General features: G+C 74.8%; 10 protein-coding genes. 7 read left to right on the forward strand and 3 right to left on the reverse strand.

What is annotated here, in order from left to right; all coding sequences use genetic code 11:
• Positions 1 to 299: 299 nt before the first annotated feature.
• Positions 300 to 908, reverse strand: coding sequence for a TetR/AcrR family transcriptional regulator (locus tag STBA_RS09745; RefSeq protein ID WP_079251826.1), 609 nt, complete (start codon positions 906 to 908; stop codon positions 300 to 302).
• Positions 909 to 1,373: 465 nt separating this feature from the next.
• Here STBA_RS09745 and STBA_RS09750 point away from each other — a divergent pair, with 465 nt between their 5' ends.
• The 7 genes from STBA_RS09750 (at position 1,374) to STBA_RS09780 (ending at position 17,497) form a co-directional block, all read left to right on the forward strand.
• Entirely contained in the window at positions 1,374 to 2,681 is a 1,308-nt protein-coding gene (locus STBA_RS09750; RefSeq protein ID WP_077058866.1) for a cation:proton antiporter, read from the forward strand.
• Between the two features lie 53 nt (positions 2,682 to 2,734).
• Positions 2,735 to 3,874: an acyl-CoA dehydrogenase family protein gene (locus STBA_RS09755; RefSeq protein WP_077058867.1), complete on the forward strand. Its 1,140-nt coding sequence runs from the start codon at positions 2,735 to 2,737 to the stop codon at positions 3,872 to 3,874.
• Complete coding sequence (locus STBA_RS09760; protein WP_077058868.1) at positions 3,871 to 5,343, forward strand: amino acid adenylation domain-containing protein; 1,473 nt, start codon at positions 3,871 to 3,873, stop codon at positions 5,341 to 5,343. The genes STBA_RS09755 and STBA_RS09760 overlap by 4 nt, the downstream gene beginning before the upstream one ends.
• Positions 5,344 to 5,418: 75 nt before the next feature.
• Entirely contained in the window at positions 5,419 to 14,031 is an 8,613-nt protein-coding gene (locus STBA_RS09765; protein ID WP_077058869.1) for a type I polyketide synthase, read from the forward strand.
• Between the two features lie 210 nt (positions 14,032 to 14,241).
• Positions 14,242 to 15,570, forward strand: coding sequence for a crotonyl-CoA carboxylase/reductase (gene ccrA / locus STBA_RS09770; protein WP_077058870.1), 1,329 nt, complete (start codon positions 14,242 to 14,244; stop codon positions 15,568 to 15,570).
• 53 nt (positions 15,571 to 15,623) lie between these two features.
• Entirely contained in the window at positions 15,624 to 16,625 is a 1,002-nt protein-coding gene (locus STBA_RS09775; protein ID WP_077058871.1) for a ketoacyl-ACP synthase III, read from the forward strand.
• Positions 16,625 to 17,497 (forward strand): 3-hydroxybutyryl-CoA dehydrogenase, encoded by an 873-nt coding sequence (locus STBA_RS09780; RefSeq protein WP_077058872.1) that lies wholly within the window; start codon positions 16,625 to 16,627, stop codon positions 17,495 to 17,497. The genes STBA_RS09775 and STBA_RS09780 overlap by 1 nt, the downstream gene beginning before the upstream one ends.
• Here the strand turns inward: STBA_RS09780 and STBA_RS39455 are convergent.
• Complete coding sequence (locus STBA_RS39455) at positions 17,397 to 17,735, reverse strand: hypothetical protein (RefSeq protein ID WP_366510922.1); 339 nt, start codon at positions 17,733 to 17,735, stop codon at positions 17,397 to 17,399. The two genes, STBA_RS09780 and STBA_RS39455, sit on opposite strands and share 101 nt — an antisense overlap.
• Before the next feature lie 20 nt (positions 17,736 to 17,755).
• On the reverse strand, positions 17,756 to 18,121 hold the full coding sequence (locus tag STBA_RS09785; RefSeq protein WP_077058873.1) for a TetR family transcriptional regulator: 366 nt from the start codon (positions 18,119 to 18,121) through the stop codon (positions 17,756 to 17,758).
• Positions 18,122 to 18,157 lie beyond the last annotated feature (36 nt).

An 18,157-nucleotide genomic window follows, 5' to 3' on the forward strand; every position in this document is an offset into this window, starting at 1 on the left:
TCTCAAGCCGGACGCGGACCGCCAGCGGTACGCGTGCCCCACGACGGCGGGCGCCGGTCGGCGCGTCACCGGAGAGGCCGCCGGATACGTGGGCCGGTGACTGAACCGCGGCCTGACCATGGACCCGGAACAGGCGAACGTGCCGCCTGACGGCTGTGCGACGCCGCCGCCGACGGCGACTTCTCCGAGGGCGGGTTCGCCGCTATGGACCGGATGCCCCGGCGACTGCCGGCGGGCGACGGCCGGGTGGTCTCGCTGATCACGGCGTCGCCGACCGGTGCCCGACTCGGGGGCGGGGGTCAGGGGGTGCTGTGGTGAGGCGGAGGGGTTCGGGGGGCGTCGAAGGCCAGCGGGAGGACGACGTCGTGCACCAGACGATGCGTTTCCTCACGCTCGACCGGCACTCCGGTCAGCAGCCGGCGGAAGAACATGACCGCGGGAGCGATCTGCCACAGCAGGTCCACGTCCGCGGTGCTGGCGATCTCCCCGCGGTCCCTGGCACGGATGAAGGCGTCGATGACGGGCTGCCGGCGCGCGTCGATGTAGCCCTTGCGCATGGCCGTGGCCAGTTCGGAGTTGCGCCTCAACTCGCCGACGAGACCGGCCATGATGTCGGCGAGACGTTCCATCTCATCGATCAGGTCGTGGAAGTAGGCCAGCAGGTCACCGCGGAGCGAGCCGGTGTCGTGGCTGGCGGGCAGGTCGCTGATGGCGTCGACGAGTGCGGCGACGACCAGCGCGGACTTCGACGGCCACCTGCGGTAGACCGTCGTCTTGCTGGCGCGTGCCCGCCCGACGACCTCGTCGATGGTGAGCCGGTCGTAGCCGTTCTCACGAAGGACTTCGAGCGTGACCTTGAGCAGTTGATCCCTGCGGGCCTGGCCGCCCGGTAGCGGCGCCATCGACATGGGCGGCAGTTTACGCCGAACTCCCCTTCGGAGTACAGTACGGTACTGTACTTCTCTCCTTCGAATGGGCTACATTCCGTGTCCGAAGCGACTGCGCAGGCCAGTGCGGCAGACCCGGGCCGCTTGGGAGGACTGGCCGTCGTCTCGCTCGCTCTCTTCCTCGTCGTAACGAAGGGGCTCACCCGCACCACCTGACCACAAGCCCCTGAGCGACAGGGCCCCGTCCTGTCCTGCTCAGGACAGCGCGCCGGGACCCCCGACCGGGCGCGCGGCCCGCCGGCCGAGGCGGCACCTCGGCCGGCGGGCCATACTTCCGAAGACCCCCGCCGGATCACCCGTTTCCGGGTGGTCCCGCGGGGGTTCTTCCATGTCTTGACCGCGTCTCAAGCGCGGGTCCCGATCCTGCTCACGACCTCTGAACATGTCGATCGCACCGAACGGCGCCGACCACCCTCAGGAGTTATCGTGAGCCTTGCCCAATCGGGCGACTCGGAATGGATCCTCACCACGGCCATTGGCGGCATCGCTCTGGTGCTGTTCGTCGGGGTGGGTTTCGTCCTGCTCAGCCGCCGGCTGCGGCAGCCCGCCGTCATCGGCGAGATCACCGCGGGGATCTGCCTCGGGCCGAGCCTGCTCGGCCTGCTGCCCGGCGACCTGCCCGAGCTGTTCTTCCCTGTGGAGGTGCGGGACCACCTGGGCGTGGTCGCGCAACTCGGCCTGCTCATCTTCATGTTCCTGATCGGCTGGGAGTTCGACTTCGCGACGCTCCGCGGCCGGCGGCGCACCACGGCGACCATCTGGTTCTGCGGGGCGGCGCTGCCGATGGCGCTGGGCATCGGGCTCGCCGCCGTGCTGTTCGGCGCGCACGACACGGTGAACGGGGAGGAACTGCGCTTCCTCGACTTCGCCCTCTTCATGGGAACGGCCATGTCGATCGCCGCGTTCCCTGTGCTCGCGCGCATCATCGCGGACCGCGGCATCCAGTCGACGCCCGTCGGCACGCTGGCCCTCGCGCTGGCCGCCCTCGACGACATCCTCGCCTGGTGCCTGCTGGCCATCGTCGTGGCGCTGGTCACCGCGACCGGGGCGGCCGGGTTCCTCGGTGTCGTCGGCTGGGGTGCGGTCTACATCGTGGCCATGGTGTGGGTGGTGCGCCCGCTGCTCGGGCGCCTGGTACGCCACGCGACGGCGGCCACCCCCTATCTGCCGATGCTCGCCGCCGCGGGCGCCCTCTGCTCCGCGTACGTGACCTCCGAGATCGGGCTGCACGCCATCTTCGGCGCGTTCGTCTTCGGTCTCGTCATGCCGCGCGGCCCCGAGCACGAGCTGATGCACCGGGCGGCGTTCATCCCGCTGGAGCACCTGAGCCGGCTGCTGCTGCCCGTCTTCTTCGTCGTCACCGGCCTGTCCGTCGACCTGACCGCGCTGACCGCCACCGGGGCGCTGCACATGGTGCTGATCATCCTGACGGCCTGCGCGGGCAAGCTCGGCGGCGTGCTGCTGTCCGCCCGCGCGACGGGCATGAGCTGGCACCGATCCACGACGCTCGGCCTGCTGATGAACACCCGGGGGCTGACCGAACTGGTCATTCTCAACGTCGGTCTCGGCCTCGGGCTGCTCAGTACCGAACTTTTCACCGCCATGGTGATGATGGCGCTGGTCACCACCGCCATGACGTCGCCGTTGCTCGGCATCGCTCTCCGCAGGGAGGCGCCGGCCGCTCCCGTTCCGCGGGAGTCCGTCCCGGTGCCCGCGGGGCGGGCCACCACCTGACCGCGCGCGCGGGAGCACGCGAAGCACTGTTGACGCCCGGGAGATGAGAGACCGTGAAGTTCGACTGGACCGATGAGCAACGCGCCCGGTACGACGGGACGCTGGCCGCCGTGCGCGAGGCGTTCCCGCCCGGCGCGCCGGGGGCGCAGGAGTACTACTCCCGCAAGGACTGGCAGCGCCTGGGCGAACTCGGCCTCCTCGGCCTGTCGCTGCCCGCCGCCTACGGCGGGGGCGGGCTCGGCGCGCTCGACACCGCGCACGCCGTGGAGGCGCTGGGCCGCGGCTGCGCGGAGACCGGCCTCGTCTTCGGCGTCAGTGCGCACCTCTTCGCCTGCGGCATGCCAATCGCCGACTTCGCGACCGAGGAGGTCAAACGGCGCTTCCTGCCGGGCATGGCCGGCGGCGAGCTGATCGCGGGCAACGCCATCACCGAGTCCGGCGCCGGCTCCGACGTCTCGGGGCTGAGCGTCACCGCGGAACGCGTGACCGGCGGCTGGGTCCTCAACGGCGAGAAGAGCTTCGTCAGCAACGGGCCGGCCGCCGACGTCTACGTCACCTACGCCACCACGGACGCGAAGGCCGGCCCGTTCGCCACCACCGGCTTCGTGGTGGACCGCGCGAGCGCCGGGGTCGGTGCGGGCGAGCCGTTCGAGAAGATGGGTCTGCGGCAGTGCCCGGCGGGCAGCGTCCGCTTCGACGACTGCTTCGTGCCGGACGCGCAGGTGCTCGGGGCGCCGGGTCAGGGCGGCGTGATCTTCCAGCACTCGATGGGCTGGGAGCGCGCCTGCCTCTTCGCGGGTTACGTCGGGCTCGCCGACCGCGTGCTGGAGCAGTGCGTGGCGCACGCGAAGGAACGGCGCCAGTTCGGCAGGCCGATCGGCAAGTTCCAGGCGGTGTCGCACCGCATCGCGGAGATGAAGCTGCGCACCGAGAGCGCCCGGCTGCTGCTGTACCGCGCCTGCTGGGAGATGGACCGCGGCGGGCCGGCCACGCTGGCCATCGCGCTGTCGAAGCTCGCGGTCTCCGAGGGCGTGCTGACCAGCATGCTGGACGCGGTGCGCATCTTCGGCGGGCGCGGGTACCAGCAGGCCGACGGCATCGAGGCGGCACTGCGCGACGCCGTGCCCGCCGTGCTGTTCTCCGGCACCTCCGACATCCAGCGGGAACTCGTCGCGAGGGAGCTGGGACTGTGAAGCTCCACCAGCTGCTCGCCGACTCGGCGCGGCGCCGCCCGGACGCCGTCGCCGTGCACGGCCCCGAGGGACCCGTGTCCTACCGCGAACTCGACGCGCTGGCCGACCGGTACGCGGCGGCCCTCGCCGCCCGCGGGGTGGGGCCCGGCGACCGCGTGGTGATCTGGAGCCGCAAGGGGCTGCACCCGATCGCGGTGATGCAGGCCGCCCTGCGGCTCGGCGCGCTGTACGTGCCGGTCACCGGCACCAACCCGCCGGCGCGGCTCGCGCTGATCGTGCGGAGCGCGGAGCCCGTGCTCGTCGTCGCCGACGAGGAGGCGGAACGCCGCGCCCGCGCCGCCGACTGGGACGCGGCGGAACTGCTCGGTTTCGCCCCGCTGCTGCGCCTCGCCGACGAGGGCGCCGCCGCGCCGCCGCACCACCCGGCCGGTCCTGACGAGCCCGCGTACATCCTGTACACGTCGGGCTCGACGGGCGCGCCGAAGGGCGTGTGCATCAGCCACCGCGCGGCCCTGGCGTTCGTCACCTGGGCGGCGGCGGAGCTGGAGGTCGGCCCGGCGGACCGGCTGTCCAACCACGCGCCGTTCAACTTCGACCTCTCCGTCTTCGACCTGTACGCCGCGTTCCTCGCCGGTGCGTCCGTGCACCTTGTGCCGGAGGAACTGGCCTACGCGCCCACGCAGTTGGCGCAGTTCATCCACGACAGGGAGATCAGCGTCTGGTACTCGGTGCCCTCGGCGCTCAGCCAGATGATGCGCGAGGGCGGCCTGCTGGACGGCCCGCCGCCGCAGGCGCTGCGCGCGTGCGTGTTCGCCGGGGAGCCGTTCGCGCCGCACCACGTCCGCACGCTGCGGCAGGCGTGGCCGAAGGTGCGGATGCTCAACTGGTACGGCCCGACCGAGACGAACGTGTGCACCTCCTACGAGGTCACCGAGGCCGACCTGGAACGGGACACCGCCGTCCCGATCGGCTCGGCGTGCAGCGGGGACACGGTGGTCCTCGACCCCGAGGGCGCCGCCGAGGGCGAGGTGGTGGTGAGCGGCCCGACCGTGATGCTCGGCTACTGGGGCGGGCCGCGGCAGCAGGGCCCCTACCGCACCGGCGACCTGGCCCGGCGGGGCGCGGACGGCAACCTGACTTACGTCGGCCGCCGCGACCACATGGTCAAGATCCGCGGGCACCGCGTCGAACTGGGCGAGGTGGAGGCGGTCATCGCCGCCCTGGACGGCGTGGCCGAGGCGGCCGTGCTCGTCCTCGGGCAGGGACTCGCCGCCGAACTGCACGCGGTCGTCGTACCGGCCGGGGACAAGCGCCCCTCGCTGCTCGCCGTGAAACGCCGGTGCGCCGAGCGGCTGCCCACCTACATGATCGTCGACCGGCTGTCCGTGCGCGCGGAACTCCCGCGGACCCCCAACGGGAAGCTCGACCGGCGCCTGCTCCTGACCGAGGCCGAAGCGGCCCGTTCCTGACCGGGGCGGCACCGCGCGGCACCGGCGCCCGCGCCGGACCGGCGCCCGCCGGAACTCACCACTCACGGAGGAACCATGAGAAGTGACGGCGACCAGGCCGTGGCCATCGTCGGCGCGGGGTGCCGCTTCCCCGGCGGCGGCAGCGGTCCTGAAGGACTGTGGCGGCTGCTGCTGAGGGGCACCGACGTCATCACGGAAGTGCCCAGGTCCCGCTGGGATCTGGAGCGCTACTACGACCCCGACCCGGACACGCCGGGCACGATGTACACGCGGTGGGGCGGGTTCCTGCCGGACATCGAGCGTTTCGACGCGGCGTTCTTCGGCATCGCGCCGCGCGAGGCCCGCCAGATGGACCCGCAGCAGCGGCTGCTCCTGGAGGTCGCCTGGGAGGCGCTGGAGGACGCGGGAATCCGGCCGGGCGACCTCTCGGGCACGCGGACCTCGGTGTTCACCGGCGGCCTCGGCGTGGACTACTTTCTCGCGCACGCCCGCGACGCGGGGATCGCCGGGATCGACCCCTGGTACGCCACGGGCAAGGAGTCGAGCTTCACCTCGGGCCGCCTGTCCTACCTGCTCGGGCTGAACGGGCCCAGCCTGTCGCTGAACACCGCCTGTTCCTCCTCGCTCGTCGCCGTCCACCTCGCCCGCCAGTCGCTGCTGACCGGCGAGTCGGACGCGGCGCTGGTCGGCGGCGTCAACCTGCTGCTGTCGCCGGAGCTGACAGTCTTCATGTGCAAGGCGGGCGCGATGGCGCCCGACGGCCGCTGCAAGGTGTTCGACGCGGGCGCCAACGGTATCGTCCGCGGCGACGGCTGCGCCGTGCTGGTCCTCAAGCGGCTCGACGACGCGCTGGCCGACGGGGACGACGTGCTGGCCGTCATCCGCGGTTCGGCCGTCAACCACGACGGGCAGAGCGCAGGGCTGACCGTGCCGAGCGCGACCGCGCAGCAGCGCCTGATCACCGACGCGCTGACCGCGGCGCGCATCCACCCGCACGACGTCGGCTACGTGGAGGCGCACGGCACCGGCACCCCGCTGGGCGACCCGATCGAGGCGTGGGCGCTCGGCGATGTGCTCGCGCGCGGCAGGAGCGCGGAAGACCCGCTGGTCATCGGCTCGGTGAAGGCCAACCTCGGGCACACGGACGGCGCCGCGGGCATCACCGGGCTGCTGAAGGCGGCGCTCGTGGTGCGGCACGGCCGCATACCTCCGCACCTGCACCTCAAGGAGCCCAACCCCAACATCGCCTGGGACCAGTGGCCGCTGCGGGTGCCGCCGACCGAGGGGCCCGTCGACTGGCCGGGCCCGGCGGGGCGGCCGCGGATCGCCGGGGTCAGCGCGTTCGGGCTCAGCGGCTCCAACGCGCACGTGCTGGTGGAGTCCCCGCCGGAACGGGCGACCGCGCCAGGTGCCCGCGCGGGCGGAACGGACGGCCGCGCGCTCGTGCTGCCGCTGTCGGCGCGTTCGGCCGCGGCGCTGCGCGACCTGGCCGCGGCGCACCGCGACCGGCTCGGCGGCCAGGAGGCGGAGGAGCGGGAGGGCGCGGACGGCTTCGCGGACGTGGCGTCGTTCGTGCGGACCGCGGCCGTCCGCCGCACCCACCATGCGGAGCACCGGCTCGCCGTCACCGGCGGCAGCGCGGCCGAACTCGCCGCGGCGCTGGACGCGTTCACCGCGCAGGCGCCGGTCGTGGGCGAGCGCGCGGGGCCGGGCGGCGTGTGCTTCGTCTTCTCCGGGCAGGGCGGGCAGTGGGCCGGGATGGGCCTGCGGCTGCGGGCGGCGGAGCCCGCGTTCCGCGAAGCCCTGGACCGGTGCGACGCCCTGATCCGCGAGGCCGCCGGCTGGTCGGTGGTCGAGGAGCTGTCCGCGGACGGGGACGCCTCCCGGCTGGCGGACACGGAGATCGCCCAGCCCGTGGTGTTCGCCGTGCAGGTGGCCCTGGCCGCGCTGTGGCGGTCCTGGGGCGTCGAGCCGTCGGCCGTCGTCGGCCACAGCATGGGCGAGATCGCCGCGGCGCACGTCGCGGGCGCACTCGACCTGGCGGACGCGGTGCGCATCGCCGTGCTGCGCGGGCGGCTGCTCCAACACGCCGCGGGGCAGGGCCGGATGGCCGCCGTGGCCCTGCCGGAGGACGAGACGGAACGGCGGCTCGCGCCCTACGGGGAGCGGCTGTGCGTCGCGGCGGCGAACGCCCCGGGCAGCACCGTCGTGGCGGGCGAGCCGGACGCGGTCGAGGAGTTCACCGCGACGCTGAAGGCCGAGGGCCTCACCTGCCGGACGCTGCCCGGCGGATACGCGTTCCACAGTCCGCAGATGGCCCCGTTCGAGCCGGAGCTGGTCGGGCTGCTCGACGGCCTCGCGCCGCACGAGCCGCGCGTCCGCATCGTCCCCACGACCCCGGGCGACGGCCGCTTCGACGCCGCGCACTGGGGGCGGAACGTCCGCCGGCCGGTCCGGTTCGCCGGGGCGGTGGCGGAACTCCTCGACGCGGGCCACCGCACGTTCGTCGAGCTGGGGCCGCATCCGGTGCTCGCCCAGCCGCTGACCCAGTCCCTGGAGGCGGCGGGCCTGGACGGCACCGTCGTGCCCTCGCTGCGCCGGGACACGGACGACGTGGACACCGCGCGCGCCTCGCTGGCCGCGCTGTTCACGGCCGGTGCCGACGTGGCGTGGGACGCGGTCGCCCCGGCGGGCGAAGGCGTCGACAAGCGGCTGCCCCGCTATGCGTGGCAGGGCGAGCGGCTGTGGTTCGAGACGCCGCAGGCGGCCGGGCCGGACGCGCAGGTCGCGGCCGGCGGGCTCGCCGCGCTGCACGGGGAGTTGCGGCTGTACGACGCCGCCGGCCGGGTGGTCGCGGAGGCGACCGGGCTGCGGCTGGGCGCGCCGGGCGACGGGGCGCCGACGGCTGCTGCCGTTCCCGGGGCGCCCGCCGTTCCCGCCGTTCCCGCCGTTCCCGCCGTCTCCGCCGCGGTGGAGACGGCCGGGCACCGGCCCGACCCGGCGGAACTGGCGGACCTGGTCGCGCGGAAGGCCGCCGCGGTGCTCGGACTGCCGCAGGGCGGCACCCCGGCCCGCACGCAGGGCTTCACCGAGCTGGGGATGGACAGCCTCGGCACGGTCGAGCTGGCCCGCCAGCTCCAGCAGGCGCTGGGGGTGCGGGTGCCGAAGACCGCCGCCCTCGACCACCCCACGGTGGAAAGGCTCGCCGCCTACCTGGACACGCGGCTCGCGGCGGCGCCCGCCGCGCGGGCCCAGGCGCCCGCGGCCGTTCCCGCGCCGGGGCCGGTGGCCGCCGGGGTCACCGGCCACGAGCCGATCGCCGTGATCGGCCTCGGCTGCCGCTTCCCCGGCGGGGCGAGCGGACCTGACGCCTACTGGCGGATGCTGCGCGCCGGCACGGACGCCATCCGCCCCGCACCGGAGGGCCGGTTCGGCGGGTCGCGCGTGTGGCACGGCGGATTCATGGAGGGCGTCGACGAGTTCGACGCCCCGTTCTTCCGCATCCCGCCGCGCGAGGCCCGGGTGATGGACCCGCAGCAGCGGATGTTCCTCGAAGTGGCCTGGGAGGCGCTGGAGCACGCCGGGCAGCCACCCGCCGCGCTCGCCGGCACCCGCACCGGCGTGTTCCTCGGCATGAACTCGACCGACTACGCCGGCATCGTCACCGCGCACCCCGGCAACGTCGACGCGTTCTACGGCACGGGCAACTCGTTCACCGCCGCCGCCGGACGGCTGTCCTACCTGCTGGGCGTGCACGGGCCGAGCCTGGCCGTCGACACGGCCTGCTCCTCCTCGCTGGTCGCGGTGCACCTGGCGGTGGCCAGCCTGCGGTCCGGGGAGAGCGAACTCGCCGTCGCCGGCGGCGTGAACCTCATCCTCAGCGACGTCATCCACCGCTCCACCAGCGCCATGGGCGCGCTCGCCGCCGACGGCAGGTGCAAGACGTTCGACGCGTCCGCCGACGGCTATACCCGCGGCGAGGGCTGCGGCGTCGTCGTGCTCAAGCCGCTGTCCGCCGCGCGCGCCGACGGGGACGACGTCCTCGCCGTGCTGCTGGGCTCCGCCGTCAACCAGGACGGCCCGAGCAGCGGCCTCACCGTGCCGAACGGCCCCGCCCAGGAAGACCTGTTGCGGCGCGCCCTCGCGGACGCGGGCGTGGCGCCCGGCGAGGTCGGGTACGTGGAGGCGCACGGCACCGGCACCCCGCTGGGCGACCCGATCGAACTCCAGGCGCTGGGCGCGGTGCTGGGCGAGCGGGACGGCTCCTGCCTGGTCGGCTCGGTGAAGACGAACGTGGGCCACCTGGAGGCCGCCTCCGGCGTCGCCGGGCTGATCAAGACCGTACTGGCCCTGCACCACCGGGAGATACCGCCGCACCTGCACTTCACCGAGCCGAGCCCGGACATCCCCTGGGACGAACTGCCGCTGGCCGTGCCCGTCGAGCCGACGCCGTGGGCGCCGGGCGCGGCGCGCCGCGTCGCGGGCGTCAGCGCCTTCGGGTTCAGCGGCACCAACGCGCACGTCGTGCTCGCGGAACCCCCGGCGGGCGCGGAGCCGGAGCGCGGGGCGGCGCCCGGCGGCGCGGCCGCAGGTGAACGGCGCGTCCACGCGCTGCCGCTGTCCGCGGCCGGGCGGAACGCGCTGCTGGCCCAGGCCGACGCCTGGGGCGCGCTGCTGGCCGACGGTGACGACGGTGCGGCGCCCGCGCTCGAGGACCTCGCCTACACCGCGGCGCTGCGCCGCACCCACCTGGAGCACCGGGTGGTCGTCGTCGGCGACGACCGGCGGCAACTGGCGGAACGGCTCGCGGCGTTCGGGCGCGGCGAGGACGTGCCCGGCGTCGCCGCCGGGCAGGCGGGCGCGGAGCCGCGGCGCGGCCCGGTGTTCGTGTTCTCCGGGCACGGCTCGTTCTGGCGCGGCATGTGCCGCGACCTGCTGCGGGAGAGCCCCGTCTTCCGGGAGGCCGTCGAGCGTTGCGACCGCGCGCTGCGCCCGCACCTGGACTGGTCGATCGCCGAGGTGCTGGCGCAGGGACATGAGCCCGCGGCCGAACTCGACCAGCAGTTCCTGCTCTTCGGCGTGCAGTACGCGCTCACGCAGGTATGGCGCGGCCTCGGCGTGGAGCCGGCCGCGGTCACCGGGCACAGCATGGGCGAGGTGTCGGCGGCGCTGTGCGCGGGCGCGCTTGACCTCGGCCAGGCGGTCGAGGTGATGGTGCACCGCACCGAGGTGCTGAAGGACCTGATGGGCCGCGGCGGCATGGCCGTCGTCGGCCTCGACGCCGAGCGCACCGCGGAGGAACTGACCGGGTACGAGGACCGGTTGTGCGTCTCGATCGTCAACAGCCACCGGTCGACGGTGATCTCGGGTGAGACGGCGGCGCTGGAAGAGGTCGGGGCCCGGCTGAAGGCGCGCAACGTCTTCTTCCGGCCCGTCGCCGCGGGGGCGCCCGCGCACAGCCCGGTGGCCGAGCCCATGCGCCGGGAACTGGTCGCCAGGCTCGCCGGGCTGCGTCCGGCCGAGCCCGTCGTGCCGATCTACTCCTCGGTGACGGGCGGACCGGTGGACGGGCCGCTGGACGCCGAGTTCTGGGGGCGGAACCTGCGGCACACGGTGTGGTACGCCGACGCGGTGCGCGCGCTGGCGGCCGACGGGCACACCACGTTCGTCGAACTGTCCCCGCACTCGCTCCAACTCGCCCCGACCGAGCACGAACTGGACGCGGCCGGCGTCGCGGACCGGCTGCTCGTCCCCTCCCTGACGCGGGACTCCGACGGCCCGGTGGCGCTGATGACGGCGTTCGGCACGCTGCACGCCACGGGCCGCCCCGTGGACTGGGAACGCCTGCACCCGGCGGGCGGGCGGCTCGCCGCCGCCCCCCGCTACCCGTGGCAGCACAAGCGGTACTGGGTGGAGCACGAGGCCGCGCCCGGCGCGGCGCCCGCCTTCGGCGGGGCCGCGGGCGGCGGGGCGCGGCACCCGCTGCTCGCGCGCGAACTGCGGGCCGCGGGCGGGCCGCGTACCCGCATCGTCGAGGCCGATGTCGACGCGGAGCTGGCGGCCGGGACGGGCGCGGAGCCGGTGGGCGGCCACCTGCGGCTGCCGGCCGCGGCCTGGCTGGAGATGGCACTGGCCGCGGTCGCGGGCGAAGGCGGTCGCGTCCGGCGGCTGGAAGACGTGAGCCTGCCCGGCAGTTGCCTCACCGACCCGGCCGTGGGCAGCGTGGCGCAGCTGACGCTGACCCCGGAGCCGGGCGGCGCGTTCGCGTTCGCCGTCCACGCCCGCGCCGCGGGCGACGGTGAGGGTCCTGCCCGGCCGCTCGCGGCCGGGCGCGCGGTGCCGGGCAGCGGCAGCGCCGCGCCGGGCGCGGTGCCCGCGCCCGGCGTGCGCGGGGCGCCGGACGCGCGGGTGACGGAGTGGTTCGCGGCGCGCGGCGGGGGCGGCGCGCTGCGCGCGGTGTCCGCGGTGCGCGGCGCCGACGCGGTCGAGGTCGAGGTCGAGTGCGCGCCCACGGCGCTGCGGTGGCGGATGCGCCCCGACGTGCTGGACGCGGCGCTGCGCCTGCCCGCGCTCCTTGGGAACGCGGACGAGGCGGCGCGGGACGTGCTGCCGTGGCATATCGCGTCGGCCGCCGTGTACGGAACGCCTGGGCAGCGCCTGCTGATCGGCGCCCGGCGCACGCCGGGCGCGGACGGCGAGCTGTGCGCCGATGTCTGGGTGGCCACGCCGGAGGGCGGGTTGATCGCAGAAGCGCGCGGGGTGCGGCTCGCTCCCCCGCCGGGCCGGCTGCTCGACGCGGCCGAACTCCGTTCCGTGGCGGACAGCTTCTACCGCGTCGACTGGCGCGAGCGCCCGCACGAGGCGGCGGGGGCGGCGGAGGCCCAGGAGCCCGCGGAGGCCGCGGGCGGCTGGCTGCTGCTCGCCGACGGCGGCGGCGTCGCGCAGGCGCTGGCCGGGCTGCTGGAAGAGCGCGGCGGAACGGTCGAGGTGCTGGCGGGGGCGCGGGAGGAGGCGGAGGTCACGGCGGCGCTGCGCGCGCTGCACCGCGGGCCCGGCTGCCGCGGCGTGGTCCACCTGGCGGCGCTCGACCTGCCGGAAGGCGCCCCGGCCGCGGACGGCCTGGCCGCCGCGGCCGCGGTGGCGGCCTCCGTGCCCGCGGTCGCCGCCGCGGCGCAGGCGGTCACCGGCGCGGCGGGAGGCGCACGCGTGCACTACGTCACGCGGGGCGCGGTCACGGTCGGGGCCGGGGAGCCGCCCGCGCCGCTGCACGCGCCCGTGCACCGGCTGGCCGGGGTCACCGGCGTCGAACGGCCCGCGGTATGGGGCGGGGTGACGGACCTGGACCCGTTCGGGGACGGCCCGGCGCAGGACGCGTCCTGGCTGCTGGCCGAACTCCTCGCGCCGGACGGCGAGGACCACCTCGCCGTGCGCGCGGGCCGCCGGCTCGGCGCCCGCATCGTCCGGTGCGCCGAGCCGGAGCCGGTGCTCGTGCCCCCGGCGCCGCGCGCCGACCGCACCTACCTGGTGGCCGGTGACGACGGCGGCCTCGCGGAACGCCTGGCGGCCTGGCTGACGGAACGCGGCGCGGGGCGCGTGGTCGCCGCGGGACCGCTCGCGGACCCCGGCACGGCGCGCGACACCGCGGGCGCGCTGGTGAAGGAGGCGGAACAGGCGGGGGCGCCGCTCGCCGGAGTGGTGTGGGCGGGCGCGGACTGGAACCTGGGCCCGCAGGGCGCCGCGCCGCCCGCGGCCGACGAGGTCGGCAGGCTGCTCGCGGAACGCGCCGCCGGGGCGTGGCTGCTGCACGACGTGTGCACCGAAGCGGGCCTGGATCTGGACCTGTTCGCGGTGTTCACCTCGGTGGCCGCGCTGTGGGGCGCCGCGGGCGCCGGGCACCAGGCCGCGCCCGACGCGCTGCTGTCCGCGCTGGCCGCGCACCGGCGGGCGCTGGGCCTGGCCGCGTGCGAGCTGGCGTGGGCCCCGTGGGACGGCGTCGGGCGGCTGGACGAGAACAGCAGGTCCCTGCTGCTGCGCAGCGGCCTTGAGCCGCTGTCCCCCGAGGCGGGCACCCGGCTGCTGGACCACGCGCTCGCGGGCGCCCACGACGCGGTCGCCGCGGCGGCGGTGGACTGGTCGCTGCTGCTGCCGCTGTACCAGCAGTCGCTGCGCTGGCCGCTGTTCGACGAGATCGCCGCGTCGGCCCTGGCGGCGCCGGACGGCACGGACGAGCTGCTGGCGCGCCTGGCCGCGCTACCGCCCGGGGAACGCGACGACCTGCTGCTCGATCTCGTCCTGGCCGAGGTGGCCGTCGTGCTCGGCATGGACGGCGCGGACGATCTCGAACCGCGGCAGGGCTTCTTCGAGATCGGGGTCAGCTCCATCACCGCGGTGGAGCTGCGGATTCGCCTGGAACGCCGCTTCGCGTGCGCGCTGCCCGCGACGCTCGCGTTCGAGCAGCCCACCGCGGAGGCCGTGGCCCGTTATCTGGCGGCCGACGTCCTCGGCCTGCCGGCCGCGGACGCCACCGGCACCGGGTCCGGCACCGGCACCGGCACCGCGCCGCAGCCGGAGGAGGAGGCGGCGGCGCAGCCACGACCGGAGTCCGCGGGGGACGGGGACGACCTCCTCGCGCTGCTGGATGAACAGATCAGCGCCGTCAACGACCTGCTCGGCAAAGGGGCCTTCTGACGGACCCGTCCGGCGGCGAAGATCCGACGGCGCCGGGGTGTGCCCACGCACGCCCCGGCGCCGTTCCGCGTGCGCGCGAGCCGGCAGATCCGCGGCCTTCGGGGTCGATCGGAGCACGAGCCGGGCGCGAGTACCCCTGGACGGCACCGTTTTACCTTGACAGCGAACCGCCACCCCGGCCCGCGGGCCGGCGCCGCGAAGAGGATAATCATGGATACTTTGACCGAGGCCGTGATCGCGGGGGCGCCCCCTGAGGAGCTGGCGCGGGCCGACGTCCCCCCGGACTACGTCGCCGCGCACCTGCGGATCGAGGACACCGGCATGTTCGCGGGCGTCGAGGACAAGGACGTCCGCAAATCGCTGCGGGTCGGGCGGGTGCCGATGCCCGAACTCGCCCCCGACGAGGTGCTGGTGGCGGTGATGGCCAGCTCGATCAACTACAACAGCGTCTGGTCCGCGATGTTCGAGCCGCTGCCCACGTTCGGCTTCCTGAAGCGCTACGGGCGCGAGGGCGGCTGGGCGCGCCGACACGACCAGCCCTACCACGTCGTCGGCTCCGACTGTGCCGGGGTCGTCGTGCGCGTGGGCTCGGGCGTGCGGCGCTGGCGGATCGGCGACCACGTGCTGGTCGGCTGCATCCAGGTCGACGACCAGGAACCCGCCACGCACGCCGACGGAATGATCAGCGCCGGGCAGCGCGCGTGGGGCTTCGAAACCAACTTCGGCGCGCTCGCCCACTACGCGGTGGCGCGAGCAAGCCAGCTGATGCCCAAGCCGGGCCACCTCACATGGGAGGAGGCGGCGAGCGTCATGCTGACCGCCACCACCTCCTACCGCATGCTGATCAGCGACAAGGGCGCGCGCATGAAGCTCGGCGACATCGTGCTGATCTGGGGCGCGACGGGCGGACTCGGCGCGTTCGCGGTGCAGTTGGTCAAGAACGCGGGCGGCATCCCGGTCGGTGTGGTCGGCTCGGCGGAGAAGGCCGCGCTGCTGCGGCGGCTCGGCTGCGACGTGGTGATCAACCGCGCGGACGTCGGCATCGGCGGTGCCGCCACGCCGGAGGAGACCGTCGAGCAGGGCAAGCGGCTGGGGCGGCTCATCCGCAAGGAGGTCGGTGAGGACCCGCACATCGCGTTCGACTACATCGGCCGGGCCACGTTCGGCATCTCCGTGTTCGTGGTCCGCCGCGGCGGAACGGTCGTCACCTGCGGGTCGAGCAGCGGCTTCCAGCACAGCTACGACAACCGCTACCTGTGGATGAACAGCAAGCGAATCGTGGGCTCGCACGCCGCCAACATGCAGGAACAGACGGAGACCAACCGGCTGTTCGCGCTCGGGCGGCTGACGCCCGTGCTGTCCGCCGTGTACCCCCTGACGGAGGCCGCGGAGGCCGCGCGTCTCGTGCAACTCAACCGTCACACCGGCAAGGTCGGCGTGCGCTGCCTGGCGCCGCGCGAAGGGCTCGGCGTCACCGACCCGGAGCTGCGTGCCCGCATCGGCGCCGAACGGCTCAACCCGCTGCGCCCTCCCGGCTGAGGCACGGGCGGGGACGATCAGCTTCCGACCCACACGAGCAAGGGGAGTTTCCCATGGCGAAGGGCACCATCGGCATTCTCGGAACCGGCTCCTACCTGCCCAAGGACGAGGTCACCAACGAGGAGGTGGCCGCGCGCGTCGGCGTCGAGACGGAGTGGATCGAACGCAAGACGCAGATCGCGGGCCGGCGTTACGCGGCTCCCACGGAGGCGACGTCCGACCTGGCGGCGGCAGCGGCGGAGGACCTGCTGAAGCGGTCGCCGGTGGCCGCGGAGGACCTGGACTTCCTCATCGTCTCGACCTCCACGGGCGACTCGCCGCAGCCCCCGACGGCCTACCTCGTCCAGGACCTGATCGGCGCGGCGAACGCGGCCTGCTTCGACATCAACGTGGTGTGCAGCGGGTTCATCTACGGCCTCGCGCTGGCGCACAGCCTCGTCGCGGAGCGCCCCGGCGCGCGCGCCCTGGTGATCGCAGCGGACGTGTACTCCCGCTGCCTGGACTTCTCCGACCGCCGCACCGCCGTACTGCTCGGCGACGGCGCCGGGGCGGCGCTGGTCGGCCAGGTGCCGGACGGGCTCGGGTTCGCCGGTTTCGAGCTGGGCAGCCGCGGCGACGCGCGGCGGCTGATCCGGGTGGAGGCGGGCGGCAGCAGGCTCCCGGCGTCCGAGGCGACCCTCGCCCGCGGCGAGCACTTCTTCCGCATGGACGGCCGCGGGGTGCGGGACTTCGTCATGGAGAACTTCCCGCCCGCCGTGCAGCGCCTGTCCCTGCGCACCGGTATCGGTCTCGACGAGGTCCGCCACTTCGTCCCGCACCAGCCGAACGGGGTGCTGCTGAGTCAGCTCGTCGAGAAGGCCGGCCTCGGCCACACGACGACGCACCGCACGCTGGAGCGGTACGGCAACACCGGCAGCGCCTCCGTCGCGCTCACCCTCGACCACGCCCACCGCGAGGGCGCGCTCCACCCCGGCGACCTGCTGCTGCTCGGCAGCTTCGGCGGCGGCATGTCCCTGGGCGCGACGTTCCTGCACTGGTCGGCGGCGGCCGTCTGATGGGCGCGGACGGAAGCGACGTCGAACGGGTCGGGCTCGTCGGGTGCGGGGTGATGGGCACCGGCATCGCCGAGGTCTGCGCGCGCGCCGGCCGGGACGTGCGGATCGTCGCCCGCTCCCCCGCCTCCGCGGAACGGGGCAGGCAGCGCCTGACGGCCTCCCTCGACCGGGCGGTCACCAGCGGCAGGCTCACCGCCCAGGGCCGTGAACAGGCCCTGGGGCACGTCACGTTCGGCACCGCGCTGACGGATCTCGCGGACCGGCAGCTGGTGGTGGAGACGGTGCGCGAGGACCGGGCGGTGAAGCGGGAGCTGTTCGCGGCGCTCGACGGCATCGTGCGGGACCCCGAGGCCGTCCTGGCGTCCAACACCTCCTCGCTGTCCATCACGGCGCTGGGCGCGACGACGGGCCGTCCCGGCCGGGTGCTCGGCATGCACTTCTTCAGCCCGGCCCAGGTGATTCCGCTGGTCGAGCTGATCCCCGCCCTGCACACCGAGGAGGCGGTGATGGCGCGCGCCGAGTCGTTCGTCGCGGGCGTCCTGGGCAAGGAGGCCATCCGCTCCGTGGACCGCACCGGCTTCACCGTCAACGCGCTGCTGGTGCCCTACGTGGTCTCCGCGGTGCGGATGGTCGAGTCGGGGCACGCGGAGCCGGAGGTGATCGACCGCGGCATGGTGCTCGGCTGCTCCCACCCCATGGGGCCGCTGCGGCTGGCCGACCTCATCGGGCTCGACGTGATCGCCCTGGTGGCCGGCGCGCTGTACGAGGAGTTCAAGGAGCCGCTGTACGCGCCGCCCGCGCTGCTGACGCGCATGGTCGAGGGCGGGCTGCTCGGCCGGAAGTCCGGCCGGGGCTTTTACGTCTACCCCTGAACGCGCGGCCCCGCCCCGCCCCGCCGGGCCGGGGCGCGCAGCGGGAGCGGCCCGGCCGGGTAGTGCTGCGCGGTGGGCCGATGATGCGCGCCAGGGGCTGTTCGCGCACCACGTAACGGGTCAGCGCGACGCCGACGAGCCGCGAGGCCGCCGGCGTCGCCGGGACCTCGGGCCAGGGCCTGCCGAGAGCCTGCGCGACCGGCACCAGCACCTGTGAGGTCTCGACGTCCCGCGGCATGACGGCCGCGCCGTCGTGCGTCAGGGCGGAGCGCGGCAGGCCCAGCGTCTTGCCGGTGGCGGCTCGCCCTCCCACAGGGGGAGGAACGCGCGGGGCAGTTCCTCTCCCATGGACCCGTCCCCCGCGGTGACGGCGGCCACCAGGTCCACGGGCTGTATGGCGTCCTCCATGACACCCGCGGACAGCCCCTCCTTCGACGTGAAGAAGTGGCGCACGACTGCCGCATCCGCTTTTGCGGCTTTGGCGATCGCCCGGATCGACGCCTTTTCATATCCGTCGCGCGCGAAGGCGGATTCCGCCGCCAGAACCGTCTCCCGCGTTGTCGAATTGCCCGGTCTGCGGCCCGCCGGCCTGCGCTGTGCCGTAATCACCTCGACGGGCGCCATGGGATTTCCCCCCTCCGAGGCGGTCAGGGAAGCCCA

Source organism: Streptomyces sp. MP131-18 (genome assembly GCF_001984575.1).
Classification (GTDB): domain Bacteria; phylum Actinomycetota; class Actinomycetes; order Streptomycetales; family Streptomycetaceae; genus Streptomyces; species Streptomyces johnsoniae.